Here is a 16,902-nt window from a genome sequence, read left to right as displayed (position 1 = left end):
AGTGTGCTGAGATTTAAAAAAAGAATTTGAAAAGGTGGCAAATTAATTGAGTAAGATTTCAGATATAAAAGTTGATTATTATAAACTTCCTTTAATAGGAAATCTTGTAGACGCTCTTCACGGAAGACATGATTATTTTGAAGTTGTTCTTGCAACAGTTATTACTAGTGAAGGAACAAAAGGCGTTGGATACACTTATACAGGAGGTATAGGTGGTATTGCTATTGCCAAAATGCTAGAAATTGATCTTGCACCCAAAATGATTGGCAAAGAACTTCCTAGAATATCTAAGCATTTTGGTTATGAAGAATTTAGACAAATGAACTTAGATATGAATAATGCGATTCATTATGTAGCGCGTGGCGGAATTGCATCATTTGTGATATCGGCATTGGATATTGCCATATGGGATGCTTCGTTAAAAGAAGCGAATTTGGCTATTGCAGATGTGTTTGGTACAAGGCAGTCAACTGTAAAAACGTATCATGGCGGTATTGATTTAATGCTTACAGAAAAAGAATTACTAGAAAGTTTGGATGTTAAGCTAAAAGAAGGACATACCAGAGTCAAAATTAAAGTCGGAAGAGAAAATTTAGTAGAAGATATTGATCGTGTAGAGGCTGTGCGTAAACTTGTAGGAAAAGATGCTTGGTTTGCTGTCGACGCAAATATGGTAATGCATCCAGATACTGCAATTCGTTTTGCTCAGAATATTGAAAAATATGATATCGCTTGGTTTGAAGAACCGACAAATCCTGACAAATATAAAGATTATGCTAAAATTTCAGAAAACACAATAATCCCTATTGCTATGGGTGAAAATTTGCACACTGCTTATGAGCATGAGTTAGCTTTTGATATTGGCAAGGTTTCTGAAATTATACCAGATTGTTCTAATGTTTGTGGTATAACAGGATTTTTTGACGTTGCGCATCTTGCAAAAGTACGTGGACGAAATGTAAATTCACATGGAATGCAAGAATTGCATGTAAATGTTCTTGGTGCTGTTGATAATCCAGGACTTGTTGAATATCATAGCTTCCCAATATATTTATATACAAATGAGCCACTTATTGTTAAAGGTGGAGATCTTGTTCCAAGTAAAGTACCGGGAACTGGTGTAAGTTTTAACTTTGAAAAAATGGAGAAGGAAAAACAATGAAAGTAATTATCACTGATAATGATCACGCTAATTTAAATGAGGAAATAGCTGTTTTTAATAAAAATGGTGTAGAATATGAACTTAAACAATGCAAGACAGAAGATGATTTGATCAATCAATGTAAAGGTTATAGCGTTTTTACAAATCAATATGCTCCTTTTACCCGCAAGGTATTAGAGGCGCTTTCACCTGAAATCAAGCAAATTGTAAGATATGGTGTTGGCGTTAATAATGTTGATGTTGTTGCTGCTACCGAATTTGGTGTGCAGGTATGCAATGTCCCAGACTATGGGATGAATGAGGTTGCTGATCAGGCAGTTGCAATGATGATGGCGCTTATTCGTAAAGTGTGCTTAATGAATGAATATACAAAAAATGTTAAATGGGACTATGTAAGAGCAATTCCTATATCTAGAATACCTGGATTAACTGTAGGTATATTTGGAATTGGACGCATAGGAAAAACTTTTGCAAAAAGATTAAGTGGCTTTGGTGTAAAAATAATTGCTTGTGATATAGCATATGAAGTAGGAGAGACAGTTGATATTGCTGATGGAGTAAAAATTGTTGATTTTGAAACTTTAGTGAAAGAGTCTGATATACTTTCTATCCATACTCCATTTGATGAATCTACTGAGAATGTATTCAATTTGGATGTATTCAAGAAGATGAAAGATAGTTCGTATTTAATAAATGTATCTCGTGGTGGAATTGTAAACGAAGATGATCTGTATACTGCTTTAGTTGAAAAAATGATAGCAGGAGCTGCTCTTGATGTTGTTTTAGCAGAGCCTATGAATCCTGGAAATAAATTATTTGCATTGGAAAACTTTTTGATTAGTCCGCACATGGCTTGGTATTCTGAGCAATCTGCTAAAGAACTAAAAACGAAAGTAGCAGAAGAGGCTTGCCGTTTTGTAAAAGGTGAAGCAATTCTTTATCCAATAAATAAATTATAATTATTTAGATTGGAGATAGTTATGAAAGCAATAGTGTATAAAGGACCAAAAATGCTTGAAGTTGTGGAAATAGATAAGCCCATTCCAAAAGAAGGTCAAGTACTTGTAAAGGTTAATCGTGCCGGCATTTGTGGCGGAGATTTGGGTATTTATAAAGGTACTCACCCTAGAGCTAAGGCTCCTCTTGTTTTTGGACATGAATTTTCTGGTGTTGTTGAAGAAGATGGAAAAATTTTCAAAAAAGGGACAAAAGTTACAGTAAATCCAATTTATTCATGTGGAGACTGTGTGCCATGCAATTCGGGAGACCAGCATGTTTGTAATACTTTGCGTTTAGTTGGTATAGATCGTGATGGTGCTATGTCTGAGTATGTAGTAGTGGACGAAAATAAATTATACGAATTAGGCGATGAAATGTCTGATGAATTAGGTGCATTGATTGAGCCTATAGCAGTGGCAGTGCATTCTGTGCGCGAACCTGGATATAAGCCTGGCGATAATGCAGTTGTTTTTGGCGGCGGTCCTATTGGTCTTGCAATAGCATTTGTGCTTAAAAAATTTGGATGTACAAACTTGACTATTATCGAAGCTGATGACAAAAGAATTGCGATGGGTAAAGATTTTGGGTTTGATCTAAGAGATGCAAAAGGTTTAGACCTAGAAGCTCTTAAAGCAGAAAAAACTGGTGGCAATGGATTTGATTTTGTATTTGACTGTGCTGGAGTGGAGCCTGTTGCGGCACAACTTATTAAAGCAAGTAAAGTACGTGGAAAAATCGTTATTGTTGCTGGATATAAAACTCCTACAATGTTCCCTGTAAACGAAGGAATGTTTAAGGAAGTTGCATTTGAATTCGTAAGAGTATATCGTGACAAAGACTATGAAATTGCAGTTGAACTTGCAAAAGATGAGCCTATGTTTGAAAAGCTTGTTACCCATGTTCTTCCTGTAGAACAAGCACAAGAGGGATTTGATCTTCTTTTAACTCCTGGAACTGGAGCCATGAAAGTATTATTTAAATTTTAATTTTCGGAGGCAGAAATGGCAAATATTTTTTGTTTAAAAGGAAAAAAAGCGATTATTACTGGCGGAAGTCAAGGATTAGGTCTTGGAATTACAAAATCTATGCTAGAAGCAGGAGCAGATGTTTGTATTATAGCAATTGGAGATGCTCTTGCTAAAGCTGTTGCTGATTTTAAAGCTCAAGGATATAATGTTTGGGGCGTAGAATGTGATATATCTAAAAAAGAAGCTATTGAAAAAGGATTTGCAGAGGCTCTTGAGAATTTAGGTGGAAAAATTGACATTCTTGTTAATAACGCTGGAATTCAACGTAGAAATAAATGCGAAGACTTTTTATATGAAGATTGGCTAGACGTTATTCAGATAAATTTGACAGCAGTGTTTACTTTGTGTCAGCTTGCAGGTCGTGAGATGCTTAAAGCTGGTTCTGGTAAAATTATAAACATGGCATCTATGCTAAGCTTTTTTGGTGGTCAAACTGTACCAGCTTATTCAGCAAGTAAAGGTGGAGTGGCTCAGCTTACAAAAGCATTTTCAAATGAATGGTCTAGTCGTGGTGTGAATGTAAATGCAATAGCTCCAGGATATATGGATACAGAAATGAATGTGGCTCTTATAAACAATCCAGATAGAAATTCGCAAATTCTTGCAAGAATCCCAATGGAAAGATGGGGAAAACCGGAAGACATTGGTGGTGTTGCTGTATTTTTGGCATCTGAAGCTGCAAATTATGTAACAGGTGCAGTAATCCCTGTTGATGGTGGCTATTTATCTAAGTAATTACTCTTAGAGTAGAGCCAAAATAAAATAGGTGACTCTTGACATATAAAAAAAATTCTTTATAATTAAATTCATGATGGTGAAAAATTAGAAAAGGAGGAAATTTTATGTCTAGCTCAATGAGAGTATTTGTTACACAATTTTTTGGCTTTTATTATGGCTATGAATATAGTCTAATAGTTGTGTGCAAAAATAACCTTATCGAGTTAGCTTAAACTTTTCCTTATATATTTCTAAGTATGAAGGAGGCTCCCGATTTGGGGGTCTCTTTTTTTTACTATAACTAAATTATAAGGGGTGACGAAATGGTAATAATATTAAGATCTAATTTGTCGAGGTTAGAAATAGAAGGGTTAGTTTCGGAAATTGAGCACCTGGGTGTAAATGCTAGGATTACGGAAGGTACAGGTCAAACTATAATTGGGCTCGTTGGTGATACTACTAAAATAGATAGAAATAAATGGCAAGCAAATCCTCTTGTAGAAAGAGTTATGATTATACAAGAGCCGTTTAAACGTGCTAATCGTAGATTTAAAGCAGAAGATACGATCATCGATGTGTGTGGTAAAAAAATCGGTGGAAAAGCTTTAACACTAATTGCAGGTCCGTGTTCCGTAGAAACAGAAGAGCAAATTGTTGCGATTGCGAGGGAAGTAAAAAAGCTTGGCGCAACAGCATTAAGAGGTGGGGCGTTCAAACCGAGAACTTCTCCATATAGCTTTCAAGGTCTAGAACTTGAGGGGCTAAAATTTCTTAAAATTGCTAGGCAAGAAACTGGATTACCAATTGTAACAGAAATTATGTCAACAGATATGATTGATACCTTTGCGGATGATGTGGATATAATTCAAGTTGGGGCAAGAAATATGCAAAACTTTGATCTTCTGAAGCAGTTAGGAAAAATTAATAAACCTATTTTACTGAAGAGAGGTTTGGCCGCAACAATAGAAGAATGGATTATGTCGGCAGAGTATATCATGGCAGGTGGGAACGATAATGTAATTTTATGTGAACGTGGAATTAGAACTGTAGAAAATTATACAAGAAATACTCTCGATATTAGTGCCGTACCGGTTGTAAAAAAACTTAGCCATCTTCCAATAATATTGGATCCAAGTCATGCAGCAGGATTAAATTGGATGGTTGATCCACTATCAAAAGCTGCTATTGCTGTGGGAGCAGATGGTCTAATTATAGAAGTGCATAATAATCCTGCACAGGCGTTATGTGATGGACAGCAATCAATTACTCCGGCAGAATTTGGTGAACTGATTGATAAATTGCGTGTTATTGCTCCAGTGGTTGGACGTGAAATATAATTTATTGAGGAAGTGAGGAGAGAATTTGTGAAAACGATTATTGTTAATTTAGGTGAAAATACTTATCCAATATATATAGAATCTGCTCTTTTAGAATCTGCAGGTTTTTTAATTAGACGTCACATTCCAAATGCAAAAAAGATATTTATAGTAACAGATTCAAATGTTATAAGGCATTATGCAATGTCCGTAAAAGAAACTATCGCTAAAGAAGGGGTTGAAGTAACCCTAAAAATAATAAAGGCCGGAGAGAAAAGTAAAAATCTAAATGTATTAACATCGTTATATAACGATCTTGTAGAAGCGAAAATCACTAGAAGTGATGCTATAGTTGCTCTTGGTGGAGGTGTGGTTGGAGATTTAGCAGGATTTTTGGCATCAACTTATTTGAGAGGCGTAAAATTTGTTCAAATACCAACTTCGCTACTAGCACAGGTGGATTCAAGTGTGGGTGGAAAAGTAGCAATTGATTTACCAGCTGGAAAAAACTTAGTGGGTAGCTTCTATCATCCTTCTCTTGTTATAGTGGACCCAACGGTACTTGGAACTTTAGATAAACGATTTTTACGAGATGGCTTAGCAGAAGTGATTAAATATGCATTGATTAAAGATGAAGAACTATTTAATATTTTGAATAATGTGGAAGATATTGAAAAATTGGAATCAAGTTTTGCTGAAATAATTTATAGGTGTTGCAATATTAAAAAAGAAATAGTTGAAATGGATGAACGAGATACAGGCGAAAGAATGATCTTGAATTTTGGACATACAATAGGTCATGCGATAGAAACAGTATGTGGATATGAGGAATATACTCATGGAGAAGGTGTTTCTATTGGCATGAATGCGATCACTGGTATAAGTGAAGAAATGGGACTTACTGTTAGTGGAACTCATAAAAAAATTCTGCAGTTGTTAAAAAAATATGAACTGCCTACTGAAATGCCAAAAATAAATAAAGAGAAAATATTATCGGTGATGCAGCTTGATAAGAAAAATCTAGATTCCAATTTAAATGTAGTTTTATTAGAAAAAATTGGTAAGGCTTATATATATAAAACAGATGTAACATTTTTTAGAGGTTTATAAATGAGTCGAATAAAATTGATGCCTACTATATTAAAAGGTGAAGTAGAAATACCGCCATCTAAAAGCCTTGCACACAGAGCAATAATTTGTGCAAGTCTCTCCTCTGGGGAGAGTATTATCTCGAACATTGATTATTCTGATGATATTATTGCAACTATTAGTGCAGTAAAGGCATTAGGAGCTAATATAAAAGAAGAAAGTAACACATTATATATTACAGGAATTCAAGGAAAAGCAGTAAACGATGCCATTATTGATTGTAATGAATCTGGCTCAACACTTAGATTTTTTGTTCCATTAGCTACCTTGTTTGCAGAGAGCGTAAGATTTGTAGGGCAAGGAAATTTAGGCAAACGTCCATTAACACCGTTTTATGAAATTTTTGATAAGCAGGCAATAGAATATTCATATGAGGATGATGAGTTAGACTTAACTATCCATGGAGAAATTAAAGCAGATACATTTGCTATTCGTGGAGATATAAGTTCACAATTTATAAGTGGATTACTTTTTGCGTTACCTTTATTAGATAAAGATTCTAAAATTGTATTGACCACTCCGCTAGAGTCTATAGGGTATATTGACTTAACATTGCAAATGCTAGAAATGTTTGGTATTAAAGTAGAAAATCAAAACTATGAAACATTTATAATAGAAGGAAAACAAAATTATAAGGCTATCAATTATAAAGTAGAAGGAGATTTTTCTCAAGCGGCCTTTTTTTTAGCTGCAGGAGCATTGGGCAATGATATAGTTGTTAAAAATATTAATATCAATTCTTATCAGGCAGATAAAGAGGTTGTGGCACTTTTAAAACAAATCGGAGCAGAAGTGGAAATAACATCTACAACAGTGAGAGCTAAAAAATCTAAATTAGACAATATAGTGATGGATGGTTCGGAATGTCCTGATATTGTGCCTATTATGGCATTAGTTTTGGCATTATGTAAGGGCAAAAATGAAATTAACAATGTTGCTAGATTGCGTATAAAGGAATGTGATAGATTAGCGGCAATAAATATGGAGCTTTCTAAGTTAGGTGCTAAGATACAGGAATTGCCAGATAGTTTAAAAATTGAAGGTGTGGACAAATTCAATTTAACAAAAGTAGTTTCGAGTCATAAGGATCACAGAATTGCTATGACACTTGCTATTGCAGCGACAGTTTGTGAAAATGAAGTTATATTGGAAGATTACGAATGCGTTTCTAAATCATATCCAGCTTTTTGGGAAGACTATCAAAGTTTGGGAGGCAAGATAGAGTATCTGGAGGCAGTCTATGAATAATACATTTGGAAAAAATATTGGAATTTCTATATTTGGAGAATCACATGGAGCAGGCATTGGAGTGGTAATTGGTGGACTTCCTGCAGGAATTGAATTAGATTTTAAGCAAATAGAAAAAGAAATGGAAAGAAGAGCTCCTGGACGAGATAAGCTTTCTACCGCTAGAAAAGAAAGTGATTTGCCAATAATTCAAAGTGGAATATGGGAAAATCATACTACGGGAGCACCTTTGTGTGCATTAATCAAAAATTCAGATACTCACTCTAAAGATTACTCCATTTTAAAAACTAATATGCGTCCAGGTCATGCAGACTATACGGGAAACATTAGATATGCTGGGTTCAATGATTATAGAGGAGGCGGACATTTCTCTGGAAGAATTACTGCACCTTTAGTGTTTGCAGGAGCAGTTGCAAAGCAGATATTGGATAAAAAAGGAATAACAATAGGCGCACATATATCTCAAATTGCTTCTATTAAAGATACAAAATTTGATAGTCAATCTGTAAGCTCAGATGATTTCGGTGTACTTTTGAAAAAGGAATTGCCTGTAATTGACGACTCCAAAATAGAAAATATGCGTGCTAAAATTTTAAATGCAAAAGCAGATGGTGATTCTGTGGGTGGAAAAATTGAGTGCGCTGTTGTAGGAATTCCTGCTGGACTGGGAAATCCATTTTTTGATTCAGTAGAGAGTATAATTGCTCATCTGGCTTTTTCGGTGCCTGCAGTAAAAGGTATTGATTTTGGCGCAGGAGACAAATTTGCTGAGTTTTATGGAAGTGAAGCAAACGATGAATTTTATATAAAAGATGGAGTAGTGGCAACAAAAACTAATAATAATGGAGGAATTTTGGGTGGAATTACAAATGGTTCACCAATTATTTTTGAAGTTATTATTAAGCCAACTCCATCAATTGCTAAAGAGCAGGATACTGTTAATATTGAAACTAAAGAGGAAGTAAAATTGCAAATTAAAGGAAGACATGATCCATGTATTGTTCAGCGCGCTGTTGTAGTTATAGAAGCGATTGCTGCAATTGCAATACTTGAATTATTAAATGAATAGGATGGGAAAATTTATGATTGTTGGTTACCAGGGTGTGCCAGGTTCTTATAGTGAGCAAGCACTAATTCAACTTTTTGGAAATGAAAAAAATACAAAATATTATAAGGAATTTGAAGATGTTTTTGCGGCATTAAAAAATGATGAAATAGATTATGGAATTTTACCTATAGAAAATTCTACGACGGGTTCTATTGTACAAAATTATGATCTGTTAAAGAAATATGGTTATTATATAACTGCAGAAACAAGCGTAAAAGTTGAACATAATTTGTTGGGAATATCAGGAGCAGCTATCGACGACATAACTCATATATTTTCACACCCTCAAGGATTTGAGCAAAGTACAATTTTTTTGAAAAGGTTACCTAATGTAAAGCATGTGGCATATCATAATACTGCAATAGGGGCAGAGTATGTAAAAAAGGAAGCAAAAAAGACAAATGCTGCTATTGCCAGCAAAAGAGCTGCCGAACTATATAATCTAGAAATTCTTGAGTCTAATATTCAGAATAATAAAGAAAATTGGACTAGGTTTATTGTTGTATCAAAAGAAGCTGAAAGTAATCAGTTTAGTAACAAGATGACCATTTTATTTGAAATTCCACATAAAATAGGAAGCTTATATCATATATTAGAAGAATTCGCTAAATCAAAAATAAATATGTCAAAAATTGAATCAAGGCCAGTGGGTGACGGTACGTTTTCTTATTGTTTTTATATTGATATAGAAGGTAATAAAGATGATGACAATATAAAAAATGCATTTGAGAATATTAGTGAAATTACTAAAGATTTCAAAATACTAGGATTTTATAACAAAAATGTTTAGGAGGTCGTAGATGAATCTTGAACAAGCAAGAGGGCAAATCAATCAGATAGATAAAGAGCTTATGCAGCTATTTGTACAACGAATGGAATGTGTGATAGAAGTTGCAAAGTTTAAGTTGGAAAATGATATGCCAATTTTTCAGCCAGAAAGAGAAGATGAGATTATTCAGAATAATTTGGAGCTGCTTCAGAATGCTGGTTTGAAGCCTTATGCAAGAAAAATGCTAGTTTATTTAATGGAAATAAGCAAAGAATATCAATCGCATATTTTGGAAATTGAAAGTAATATTCCAAAGCTTGCAGCAAAAAAGTATGGTTTGCTAGGTGAAAAATTATCTCATAGCTTATCGCCAGACATTCATGAACATTTTTTCGAATTGGTAAATTTAAAAGCTAGTTATGTATTAAATCAAATTCACAAAAATAGAATAAATTCTGTAGTAGAGGCTGCGAAGTCTATGGATATAGATGGACTAAATGTGACTATTCCTTATAAGGAAAGTGTTATTCCGCAGCTGGATAAAATTTCTGAAGAGGCTCATAAAATTGGAGCAGTAAATACTATTAAAATAGTTGGTGACAGAGCATTTGGTTATAATACGGATTATTTTGGAATTGGCGAAATGCTAAAGTTTGGTAACGTAGTTGTGAAAGCAAATGATTTTTATGTCTTGGGAGCAGGTGGTTCTGCAAAGAGTGTGGTATGTTATTTACTCGATCACGGTGCAACTAAGGTAGTTTTGGTAACAAGAAATAAAACTAAGGCAGCAGAGAATTTTAAAAATATAAAAATTATTGATTATGCGGAATTTGAAGAACTAGAAAAAGCATATTGCGTTATTAATACAACACCAGTTGGAATGTATCCTAATTGTGAGGCGAGCCCTATTAGTGAAGATAAAATTAAGTGCTTTAGCGCTGCAGTGGATTTGATATACAATCCGTTAGAAACCAATTTCTTAAAACTTGCTAAGACAAATGGGTTAATTGCAGTTAATGGATTATACATGTTAGTTGCTCAGGCTATTAAGGCTCAAGAAATATGGCAAGAACGAATATATCCTGCGACGATAATGGCTACTATTTATAAAAAATTAGAATCTATTCTAAAATTAAAGCAAGAGTCAATTTATTTGATAGGATTTATGGGAGCAGGCAAAAGTACAGTTGGTAAATTACTAGCAAAAACTTTAAATATACCGTTTGTAGATATTGATAATTATATAGAAGATACAGAAAAAGTTGCTATCAAAGAAATTTTTGCAAATTATGGTGAAGATTACTTTAGAGAACTAGAGTTTAAGGCATTAAGTCAATGCGATGATCTACCAAAGGTATATGCTACTGGTGGAGGGATTTTAATGAATACTTCTAGTAGAGAATATTTATCAAAAAAGCGATGCATTTATTTAAAAAATGATATTGATACACTTTATGAGCGAATTAAAGATGACGCCAATCGTCCATTAGTTGATACAAAAGAGAGTTTAGCACAAAGATTAGCAGATCGAAAAGAGGCATATGAAGGTGTGAGCTCTATGCAAGTATGTACTAAAAATTTGAACGTTACCGAAGTTGTAGAGAAGATTATTGAGTTAATGGGAGTATAAAAAATGAAAATTTGTATAATAAATGGACCTAATTTAAATTTTTTAGGAACTAGAGAACCCCATATATATGGACATGAAACTTTATCAGATATAGAAGCAGGCTTAGAGGCATTTGCACACAAAAATGGGATAGAGTTATCTTTCTTTCAGTCAAATTGTGAAGGTGAAATAATTGATCATTTGCAAAAATGCTATCATGATAAAATAGATGGAATTATAATTAATCCTGGTGCATATAGTCATACTAGCTATGCTATTGCAGATGCAATAAAGAGTATTAGCATTGATGTGATAGAAGTGCATATTTCCAATATCTATAAACGAGAAAGTTTTAGAGCACACAGTGTAACTGCAGCTGCAGCGGTAGGGGTAATTTCTGGACTGGGTACTGCGGGATATAAATTGGCGTTAAACTATTTTGTAAACTAAATATATCTAAGGAGAAATAAAAATGGTAAAGCATATAGTATTAATGAAAATGAAAGAAGAATCAAAAGCAAAGACAGAGGAATTTAGAGAGTTGCTAGTTTCTATGAAAGAGAATATTGCTCTAATTAAAACTTTAGAAGTGGGAGTTAATATAAAACCGAGCCCTCGTTCTTTTGATATATCTATAGAAGCATGTTTTGATTCAGAACAAGATTTACAGTCTTATTTGGATCATCCATATCATACTGGACCAATCTTAGAATTTTTGAGAGAAGTAACTAACGGAGTATCGGTAATAGATTACAATATTTAAATTGCTATTCAAATAGCAGTGCGTTTGTAAAAATTCCCCTATGCTGCATGTGAAACATAGGGGATTGTTTTTATTTGTCAAGCTTTTCAAGGAATGTGTTTACCATTTCAGCAATAATAATAATTATTGCTAGTCCGATAACTCCTTTTGTCGGAATCATGATACCTGGGGTAAAGTATGCTGCTATCCAGATGCTAAGAAAAGTAGAAATTATTGTTGCTATTACTCTGAGAAGAAATAGTGGACCACTTTTCAATTTTGAGTTTCTTTTAAGAAGAACAAAAGAATAGTATATTGCTAGTCCAAAAATAAATTTGGCGCCCAGAATAATTAACGCAAAGATAATTAAATCACTGAAATCTTGAAATTGTATCTCGCTTACTTTCATCAAAAAAACATATGAACCCAAAACTGCCAATACGAGAATTGCTATGCCTATGACGGCAATGGCGAGCTTCTTCTGTTTCGCGGCAGCAACAGGACTGTTAATTTCTTTTTGAGCATCTGCTACTTTTTTTTCTGGTTTCTTATCATTTGATGATGGAGCCATTTCTGCACCTCCTTTCACATGCATTTAGTAGCAGAGTGATTGCTACCTATTTATTAACATTCTCCAATATGACTTCTGGTAAACTAGAAGTATTCTCCAATTCAATGCTAACATTATCCATTATCAAGTTATCAATATTTATTGCAAAAATCTTTGAAGCCGGTGGAATGCCAATACGATTAAATTCCGGATATCCCGAACCTATTTCTGAGATTTTTTCTGATGCGGTAAATTCACCACTTTCAAATATCAAATCGATATTACTAAGAGTAATGTTTTCTAATTTGGTATTTGCCATACCTGTCATAGCAATTACTGCTGGATGCGGATTTAGTACTTTGGATGCATCATGTTTTAATGCATTTTTTACATTGCCAGATATATTTTTAATCGTAACATTAGAAATTTTTCCAGCAACGGTGCGAGTGTTCGTTTCATAGTAGCTGCGTAAACGGTTTCCGTTAGTAATAAAAATAGGCCCCGTAACATCCAAGAATGTTATATTTTCTACGACAATATCAGAAATATTTGCTCCATCTGCTGAAAGTATTTTAATCGCACCACCCTTAACATCGTGCATAAAGCAGTTACGGATATGGATATTTTTTATATCACCCATTGATTCGGTTCCAATTTTAAATGCTCCCCAGTTTGTGCAAAGCATGCAATCTTCGATTAAAATATTTTCACACGGAGAATCGTAAGTGCTTTTTATACAAACAGCATCGTCATCAGTATCGATAACACAATTTCGAATTACACCATTTTGAGATGAATTTATATCTATGCCGTCGTTATTGCCTCCAGTTCTACTGAAAATGGTAACGTTTTCGATAGTAAATCCATTGCATTTAGAAATACAGAGCATCCAGGCAGGTGAGTTTTTAAACAAAATTCCATCTAAAGTAATATTTTTACAGTTTATAAAATTGAGCAAAAATGGTCGCTTGGCATATTCTGGTAAATCTTTGCTAAAATTATGAAGTCTACCATCGATTACGCAGCTGCCTTTTAACGAAATATTTTGTTTGCTATGCGCATATAGGAGACAGCGACCGCGTTGAGAGCCAACAGCATCTACAAATAATTCTGCAGATCCTTCGTAGTCTGATAGCTGACTTGAGCCTATAATGGCAGTGCCAGTTTCAAATTCTATTGCAGTATTGTCTTTCATTTCTAGTAAACCTGTAAGATACGTTCCTTTGTTAAAAACCAAAATTTCTCCAGCGGCACTTGTTTGATTAATAGCATCTTGAATGGCTGCTGTTTGTATAGTTGTAAATGAAGGTAGGATATTAAAATCAGATAAATATTTCATTGAGCTCTCCTTATTGGAATCAGATAATACAAATATCTTTATTATGAGTTTTATGTTTTTCAGAAATTTGTAGTCCACTATAGTGTAAATTTTTGATATTTCTTGCAAAAAGTGCAGAAGCCGGAAGGTTGCCATGATAATTTTTGCATTCGCCACGGATATTGCTATGTGTTGGAATTTTAGAGTAATCGTTTAAAAATGGTGAGTCCTGTTTTCCATAAGTTTGCATAGTGACATTTTTAATGACAATATCGCTAATGGTGTTATCACCCTCGCAGTCGAGAACGATGCATGACGGTTGGTTTTCTACTAGTAGTTGTTTATTTTTATCGTAGCTGCGAGAAATAATATTGCTAAAAGTCATGTCAGAGACAACAGACGGAGTTTCTATCGCAGTTTCTGTATTAGTTTTTTCGCGAAATTTATTGGCAGTCATGAAAATAGGGCGCTGAACATTGTTCATAACTAAGTTGGTAAATGTCATATGAGATACATTTGATCCTTCTGCAGATTGAATTTTTAGTCCAGAACAATCAATATTAGAAAAAATACAATTGCTTACAGTCAGAAATTCAATTGGTCCACAGCTAAGAAGTCCGATTCTCATGCCAGCCCATCTGCTAGAGAAGATGCAGTTAGTAACGACAATATTTTTACAAACGCGGTCAAAGTATGAATTTTGCAGACAAATACAATCGTCGCTGCAATCAAATTTGCAATTGGAGACAAAAACATTTTCACAACCATCAAAATCAAGGCCATCCCCATTGTTGTTAGCGCGAGATTTGATGTCAATACCATCAACCCAAATATTATTGCAGCCAATGAAAGCATTCGTCCAAGATGCAGGGTTGCGCAACTTGATATTAGTAATGCGGATGTTTTCACAATCAAGATATCTGAAAAGCATAGGCCTAAATTTCTTAAACTCACTGCCGCATCCATCAATTTCCCCTCTGCCAGTAAGTCCAATATTTTTGCACTCTTTGGCAAAGAAAAGGCACTTATCCATATGGGTCTCTCTAGTATACATCTGATGGTGAGTGTCATCTTTATAAAAATGTCGTTCAGTTTGAGCAATAATTTTGCCACGTATACCCACTTCAATGGTGACATCATCTTTAAAATAAATAGTGCCCACTTTGAAAGTGCCATCGTCAACTAATACTATGCCGCCACCTTCAAAAGAACATTTATCGATTGCTTGTTGAAGACTATCGGTATCATCGGTTAAACTATCTCCTTTGGCTCCAAAGTCATAAATATTGTAAATCATATTAGATCCTCCTATTTTTCTTTCTATTATAAACATTTATATGTAAATAAATAGGGAGAGGGGGGTAAGTATTATGCGGTAGTGATTGCAATTGCAAAAGTAGAAGATACAGATGCAACGGCAATAAAAGATGCGGGATATACAAAGAGGCAAAGGAGGTATACGCACGTACTAGGTGATAGATAGCTGCCCATGAAAACTATATGTTAAGAAGTTTTTGAGGAAGTGTTGTTTTTCTGATATAGAAACATATATAATGAAGCTCCGAAGATTACAAAATATCCTATAATGCTTAGGATATCGGGTAATTCGTAAAACAAGAAATAGCTGATGATTGCAGAAAAAATTATATTGCTATAGTCAAAAATTGAAATTTCACGAGCAGGTGCAAAGGAATATGCTAATGTTAGTGAAAATTGCGTTATTGTTGCAAAAACTCCGGCCAGCATTAGTGTAAGGAATTGAAATGATGTCATTGGTAAATAAAAATATATTGCAAATGGAAGCACTATAGCGCAGGAGACAGCACTAAATGCGAATACTGTTCTATAGTAGGGCTCCGTCTTTAAAATGCGCAAACAAGTATAGCCGGCACCAGCGCTGAGAGCACCTAATATTCCAGAAATACCAGGGATCATATCCGAGTTGAAGCTTGGCTTTAGTATAAGTAACGCACCTAAAAAGGCAATTGTAATGGCGACTATTTGATTTCGATTTATATGTTCCTTTAAAAATAAGTATGAAAATAAGATTACAAATAGCGGAGATAACTTGTTGAGCATTGTGGCATCGGATAAGACAAGCTGCTCTATTGCATAGAAGTTAAAAATTATTCCAGCTGTTCCGAGTACTGCACGCAAAATTAAATATTTTCGATTTTCGGGTTTGCCAACAAAACTGCTTTTATGTTTAAGCACTAGGGCAGTGGCAATAAACAGACTGATGAGATTTCTGAAGAAAACTTTTTGAAATATTGGCAGTGGCCCCACTATTTTAATACAAGCTGACATAAGTGCAAAGCTAAGAGCAGATACTAGTATAAACAAAATGCCTTTGGTGCGATTGTTAAGACGGGTAAATTTCAACTTGGATTTGTTCATCGTTTGCATATTTTATTATTCTCCTTTTCTAAAAAATATTTTACCCATTAATTGGCGAAAAAATTAGTACATATTATATGTAATAATTACTAATAATAAGAGTATCATCCTAGAGATGATCAGGGGAAAAAGGTTGAGAGGGGTAAAATTGTACACTCACACTTGTTTATATAAAAGTCGTGCTTTACGGGGGTTTAGCACGACACAATAAAAAAAGTAAAAATTAACTATTTTTTAACTAATTTTTACTTTACTATTTACATAGATAGTGGTATGATATTAGAAAATAAGTATAGGAGAATTGCTGAATATGTCAGAAAAAATTGAAGTTGGCCAAATCTTAGAAGGAACAGTTACAGGAATTAAACCATTTGGAGCATTTATTTCGCTACCAAACTCATACAATGGATTAGTGCATATATCCCATATTACGCATGGATATTTAGAAAATATAGCAGACGCAATTAAAATTGGAGACGTTGTGAAAGTTAAAGTATTGACTGTCGATCTCACAAACAACAAAATATCCCTTTCGATTAAAGAGGCTCTCGAAAAACCGAAGCAGGAGGAACGTCCAAAACCACGTTATAACAAACCTAAAAAAGAGCCAGAAGTAGTAATTGATGGTTTTGAAGCATTGATGAAGGGATTTTTAAAAGATTCTACGGAGCGTCAAACAGATATTAATCGTCGATTAAATAGATAAGAAAACGGAAGCCACCTAAATTATAAAGGCGGCTTTTTTGTTGCGATAAAATTAGCAGATACCCTATTGGCTAATTTTACCAAA

Annotated in this window: 17 protein-coding genes; 13 read left to right on the top strand and 4 right to left on the bottom strand. The window is 34.2% G+C overall.

Going from position 1 to position 16,902, the window contains the following annotated elements:
• Positions 1-46 precede the first annotated feature (46 nt).
• The 12 genes from PCY70_RS03765 (at position 47) to PCY70_RS03710 (ending at position 11,868) form a co-directional block, all read left to right on the top strand.
• Positions 47-1,162 carry a mandelate racemase/muconate lactonizing enzyme family protein gene (locus tag PCY70_RS03765; RefSeq protein WP_305768496.1) on the top strand — a complete coding sequence of 372 codons (1,116 nt, stop codon included), beginning with the start codon at positions 47-49 and terminating at the stop codon, positions 1,160-1,162.
• A complete protein-coding gene (locus PCY70_RS03760; RefSeq protein ID WP_010168559.1) occupies positions 1,159-2,121 on the top strand; it encodes a C-terminal binding protein in 963 nt (320 codons plus the stop codon). The genes PCY70_RS03765 and PCY70_RS03760 overlap by 4 nt, the downstream gene beginning before the upstream one ends.
• Before the next feature lie 21 nt (positions 2,122-2,142).
• Positions 2,143-3,147, top strand: a complete 1,005-nt coding sequence (locus PCY70_RS03755) for a zinc-dependent alcohol dehydrogenase (protein WP_010168561.1) — start codon at positions 2,143-2,145, stop codon at positions 3,145-3,147.
• 15 nt (positions 3,148-3,162) lie between these two features.
• Entirely contained in the window at positions 3,163-3,924 is a 762-nt protein-coding gene (locus PCY70_RS03750) for a glucose 1-dehydrogenase (RefSeq protein ID WP_305768495.1), read from the top strand.
• 305 nt (positions 3,925-4,229) lie between these two features.
• Positions 4,230-5,243 carry a 3-deoxy-7-phosphoheptulonate synthase gene (gene aroF / locus PCY70_RS03745; protein ID WP_305768494.1) on the top strand — a complete coding sequence of 338 codons (1,014 nt, stop codon included), beginning with the start codon at positions 4,230-4,232 and terminating at the stop codon, positions 5,241-5,243.
• Between the two features lie 27 nt (positions 5,244-5,270).
• Positions 5,271-6,332, top strand: coding sequence for a 3-dehydroquinate synthase (gene aroB / locus PCY70_RS03740; RefSeq protein ID WP_305768493.1), 1,062 nt, complete (start codon positions 5,271-5,273; stop codon positions 6,330-6,332).
• Positions 6,333-7,619: a 3-phosphoshikimate 1-carboxyvinyltransferase gene (gene aroA / locus PCY70_RS03735; protein ID WP_010168566.1), complete on the top strand. Its 1,287-nt coding sequence runs from the start codon at positions 6,333-6,335 to the stop codon at positions 7,617-7,619.
• Positions 7,612-8,688 (top strand): chorismate synthase, encoded by a 1,077-nt coding sequence (gene aroC, locus PCY70_RS03730; protein ID WP_029488284.1) that lies wholly within the window; start codon positions 7,612-7,614, stop codon positions 8,686-8,688. The genes aroA and aroC overlap by 8 nt, the downstream gene beginning before the upstream one ends.
• Before the next feature lie 13 nt (positions 8,689-8,701).
• Positions 8,702-9,517: a prephenate dehydratase gene (gene pheA / locus PCY70_RS03725; protein ID WP_305768492.1), complete on the top strand. Its 816-nt coding sequence runs from the start codon at positions 8,702-8,704 to the stop codon at positions 9,515-9,517.
• Positions 9,518-9,527: 10 nt separating this feature from the next.
• Positions 9,528-11,126, top strand: coding sequence for a shikimate dehydrogenase (gene aroE / locus PCY70_RS03720; RefSeq protein ID WP_305768491.1), 1,599 nt, complete (start codon positions 9,528-9,530; stop codon positions 11,124-11,126).
• A 3-nt stretch (positions 11,127-11,129) separates the two neighbouring features.
• Positions 11,130-11,555, top strand: a complete 426-nt coding sequence (gene aroQ, locus PCY70_RS03715; RefSeq protein ID WP_305768490.1) for a type II 3-dehydroquinate dehydratase — start codon at positions 11,130-11,132, stop codon at positions 11,553-11,555.
• Positions 11,556-11,577: 22 nt separating this feature from the next.
• Positions 11,578-11,868 carry a Dabb family protein gene (locus PCY70_RS03710; protein WP_029488286.1) on the top strand — a complete coding sequence of 97 codons (291 nt, stop codon included), beginning with the start codon at positions 11,578-11,580 and terminating at the stop codon, positions 11,866-11,868.
• Between the two features lie 70 nt (positions 11,869-11,938).
• On the opposite strand, the gene PCY70_RS03705 is transcribed toward PCY70_RS03710, so the two are convergent.
• The 4 genes from PCY70_RS03705 to PCY70_RS03690 form a co-directional block, all read right to left on the bottom strand.
• Entirely contained in the window at positions 11,939-12,418 is a 480-nt protein-coding gene (locus tag PCY70_RS03705) for a hypothetical protein (protein ID WP_305768489.1), read from the bottom strand.
• Positions 12,419-12,464: 46 nt separating this feature from the next.
• Positions 12,465-13,736 carry a glycoside hydrolase family 28 protein gene (locus PCY70_RS03700; RefSeq protein ID WP_305768488.1) on the bottom strand — a complete coding sequence of 424 codons (1,272 nt, stop codon included), beginning with the start codon at positions 13,734-13,736 and terminating at the stop codon, positions 12,465-12,467.
• 19 nt (positions 13,737-13,755) lie between these two features.
• Positions 13,756-15,012: a glycoside hydrolase family 28 protein gene (locus tag PCY70_RS03695; protein WP_305768487.1), complete on the bottom strand. Its 1,257-nt coding sequence runs from the start codon at positions 15,010-15,012 to the stop codon at positions 13,756-13,758.
• A 206-nt stretch (positions 15,013-15,218) separates the two neighbouring features.
• Complete coding sequence (locus PCY70_RS03690; protein ID WP_305768486.1) at positions 15,219-16,121, bottom strand: DMT family transporter; 903 nt, start codon at positions 16,119-16,121, stop codon at positions 15,219-15,221.
• Positions 16,122-16,422: 301 nt separating this feature from the next.
• Here PCY70_RS03690 and PCY70_RS03685 point away from each other — a divergent pair, with 301 nt between their 5' ends.
• Entirely contained in the window at positions 16,423-16,818 is a 396-nt protein-coding gene (locus PCY70_RS03685) for a S1 RNA-binding domain-containing protein (RefSeq protein ID WP_010168576.1), read from the top strand.
• The last annotated feature ends 84 nt before the right edge of the window (positions 16,819-16,902 follow it).

This window comes from Candidatus Epulonipiscium viviparus (assembly GCF_030708075.1).
Lineage (GTDB): Bacteria > Bacillota > Clostridia > Lachnospirales > Cellulosilyticaceae > Epulonipiscioides > Epulonipiscioides viviparus.
Note: the sequence above shows the minus strand (reverse complement) of the source record. Positions and strands in the feature narration are given on the sequence as shown.

Bases quoted from the DNA above. Each gene is read 5' to 3' on its own strand.
- PCY70_RS03760 (WP_010168559.1), top strand. From the start codon at position 1,159: ATGAAAGTAATTATCACTGATAATGATCACGCTAATTTAAATGAGGAA.
- PCY70_RS03755 (WP_010168561.1), top strand. From the start codon at position 2,143: ATGAAAGCAATAGTGTATAAAGGACCAAAAATGCTTGAAGTTGTGGAA.
- PCY70_RS03750 (WP_305768495.1), top strand. From the start codon at position 3,163: ATGGCAAATATTTTTTGTTTAAAAGGAAAAAAAGCGATTATTACTGGC.
- aroF (WP_305768494.1), top strand. From the start codon at position 4,230: ATGGTAATAATATTAAGATCTAATTTGTCGAGGTTAGAAATAGAAGGG.
- aroA (WP_010168566.1), top strand. From the start codon at position 6,333: ATGAGTCGAATAAAATTGATGCCTACTATATTAAAAGGTGAAGTAGAA.
- aroC (WP_029488284.1), top strand. From the start codon at position 7,612: ATGAATAATACATTTGGAAAAAATATTGGAATTTCTATATTTGGAGAA.
- pheA (WP_305768492.1), top strand. From the start codon at position 8,702: ATGATTGTTGGTTACCAGGGTGTGCCAGGTTCTTATAGTGAGCAAGCA.
- aroE (WP_305768491.1), top strand. From the start codon at position 9,528: ATGAATCTTGAACAAGCAAGAGGGCAAATCAATCAGATAGATAAAGAG.
- aroQ (WP_305768490.1), top strand. From the start codon at position 11,130: ATGAAAATTTGTATAATAAATGGACCTAATTTAAATTTTTTAGGAACT.
- PCY70_RS03710 (WP_029488286.1), top strand. From the start codon at position 11,578: ATGGTAAAGCATATAGTATTAATGAAAATGAAAGAAGAATCAAAAGCA.
- PCY70_RS03705 (WP_305768489.1), bottom strand. From the start codon at position 12,418: ATGGCTCCATCATCAAATGATAAGAAACCAGAAAAAAAAGTAGCAGAT.
- PCY70_RS03700 (WP_305768488.1), bottom strand. From the start codon at position 13,736: ATGAAATATTTATCTGATTTTAATATCCTACCTTCATTTACAACTATA.
- PCY70_RS03695 (WP_305768487.1), bottom strand. From the start codon at position 15,012: ATGATTTACAATATTTATGACTTTGGAGCCAAAGGAGATAGTTTAACC.
- PCY70_RS03690 (WP_305768486.1), bottom strand. From the start codon at position 16,121: ATGCAAACGATGAACAAATCCAAGTTGAAATTTACCCGTCTTAACAAT.
- PCY70_RS03685 (WP_010168576.1), top strand. From the start codon at position 16,423: ATGTCAGAAAAAATTGAAGTTGGCCAAATCTTAGAAGGAACAGTTACA.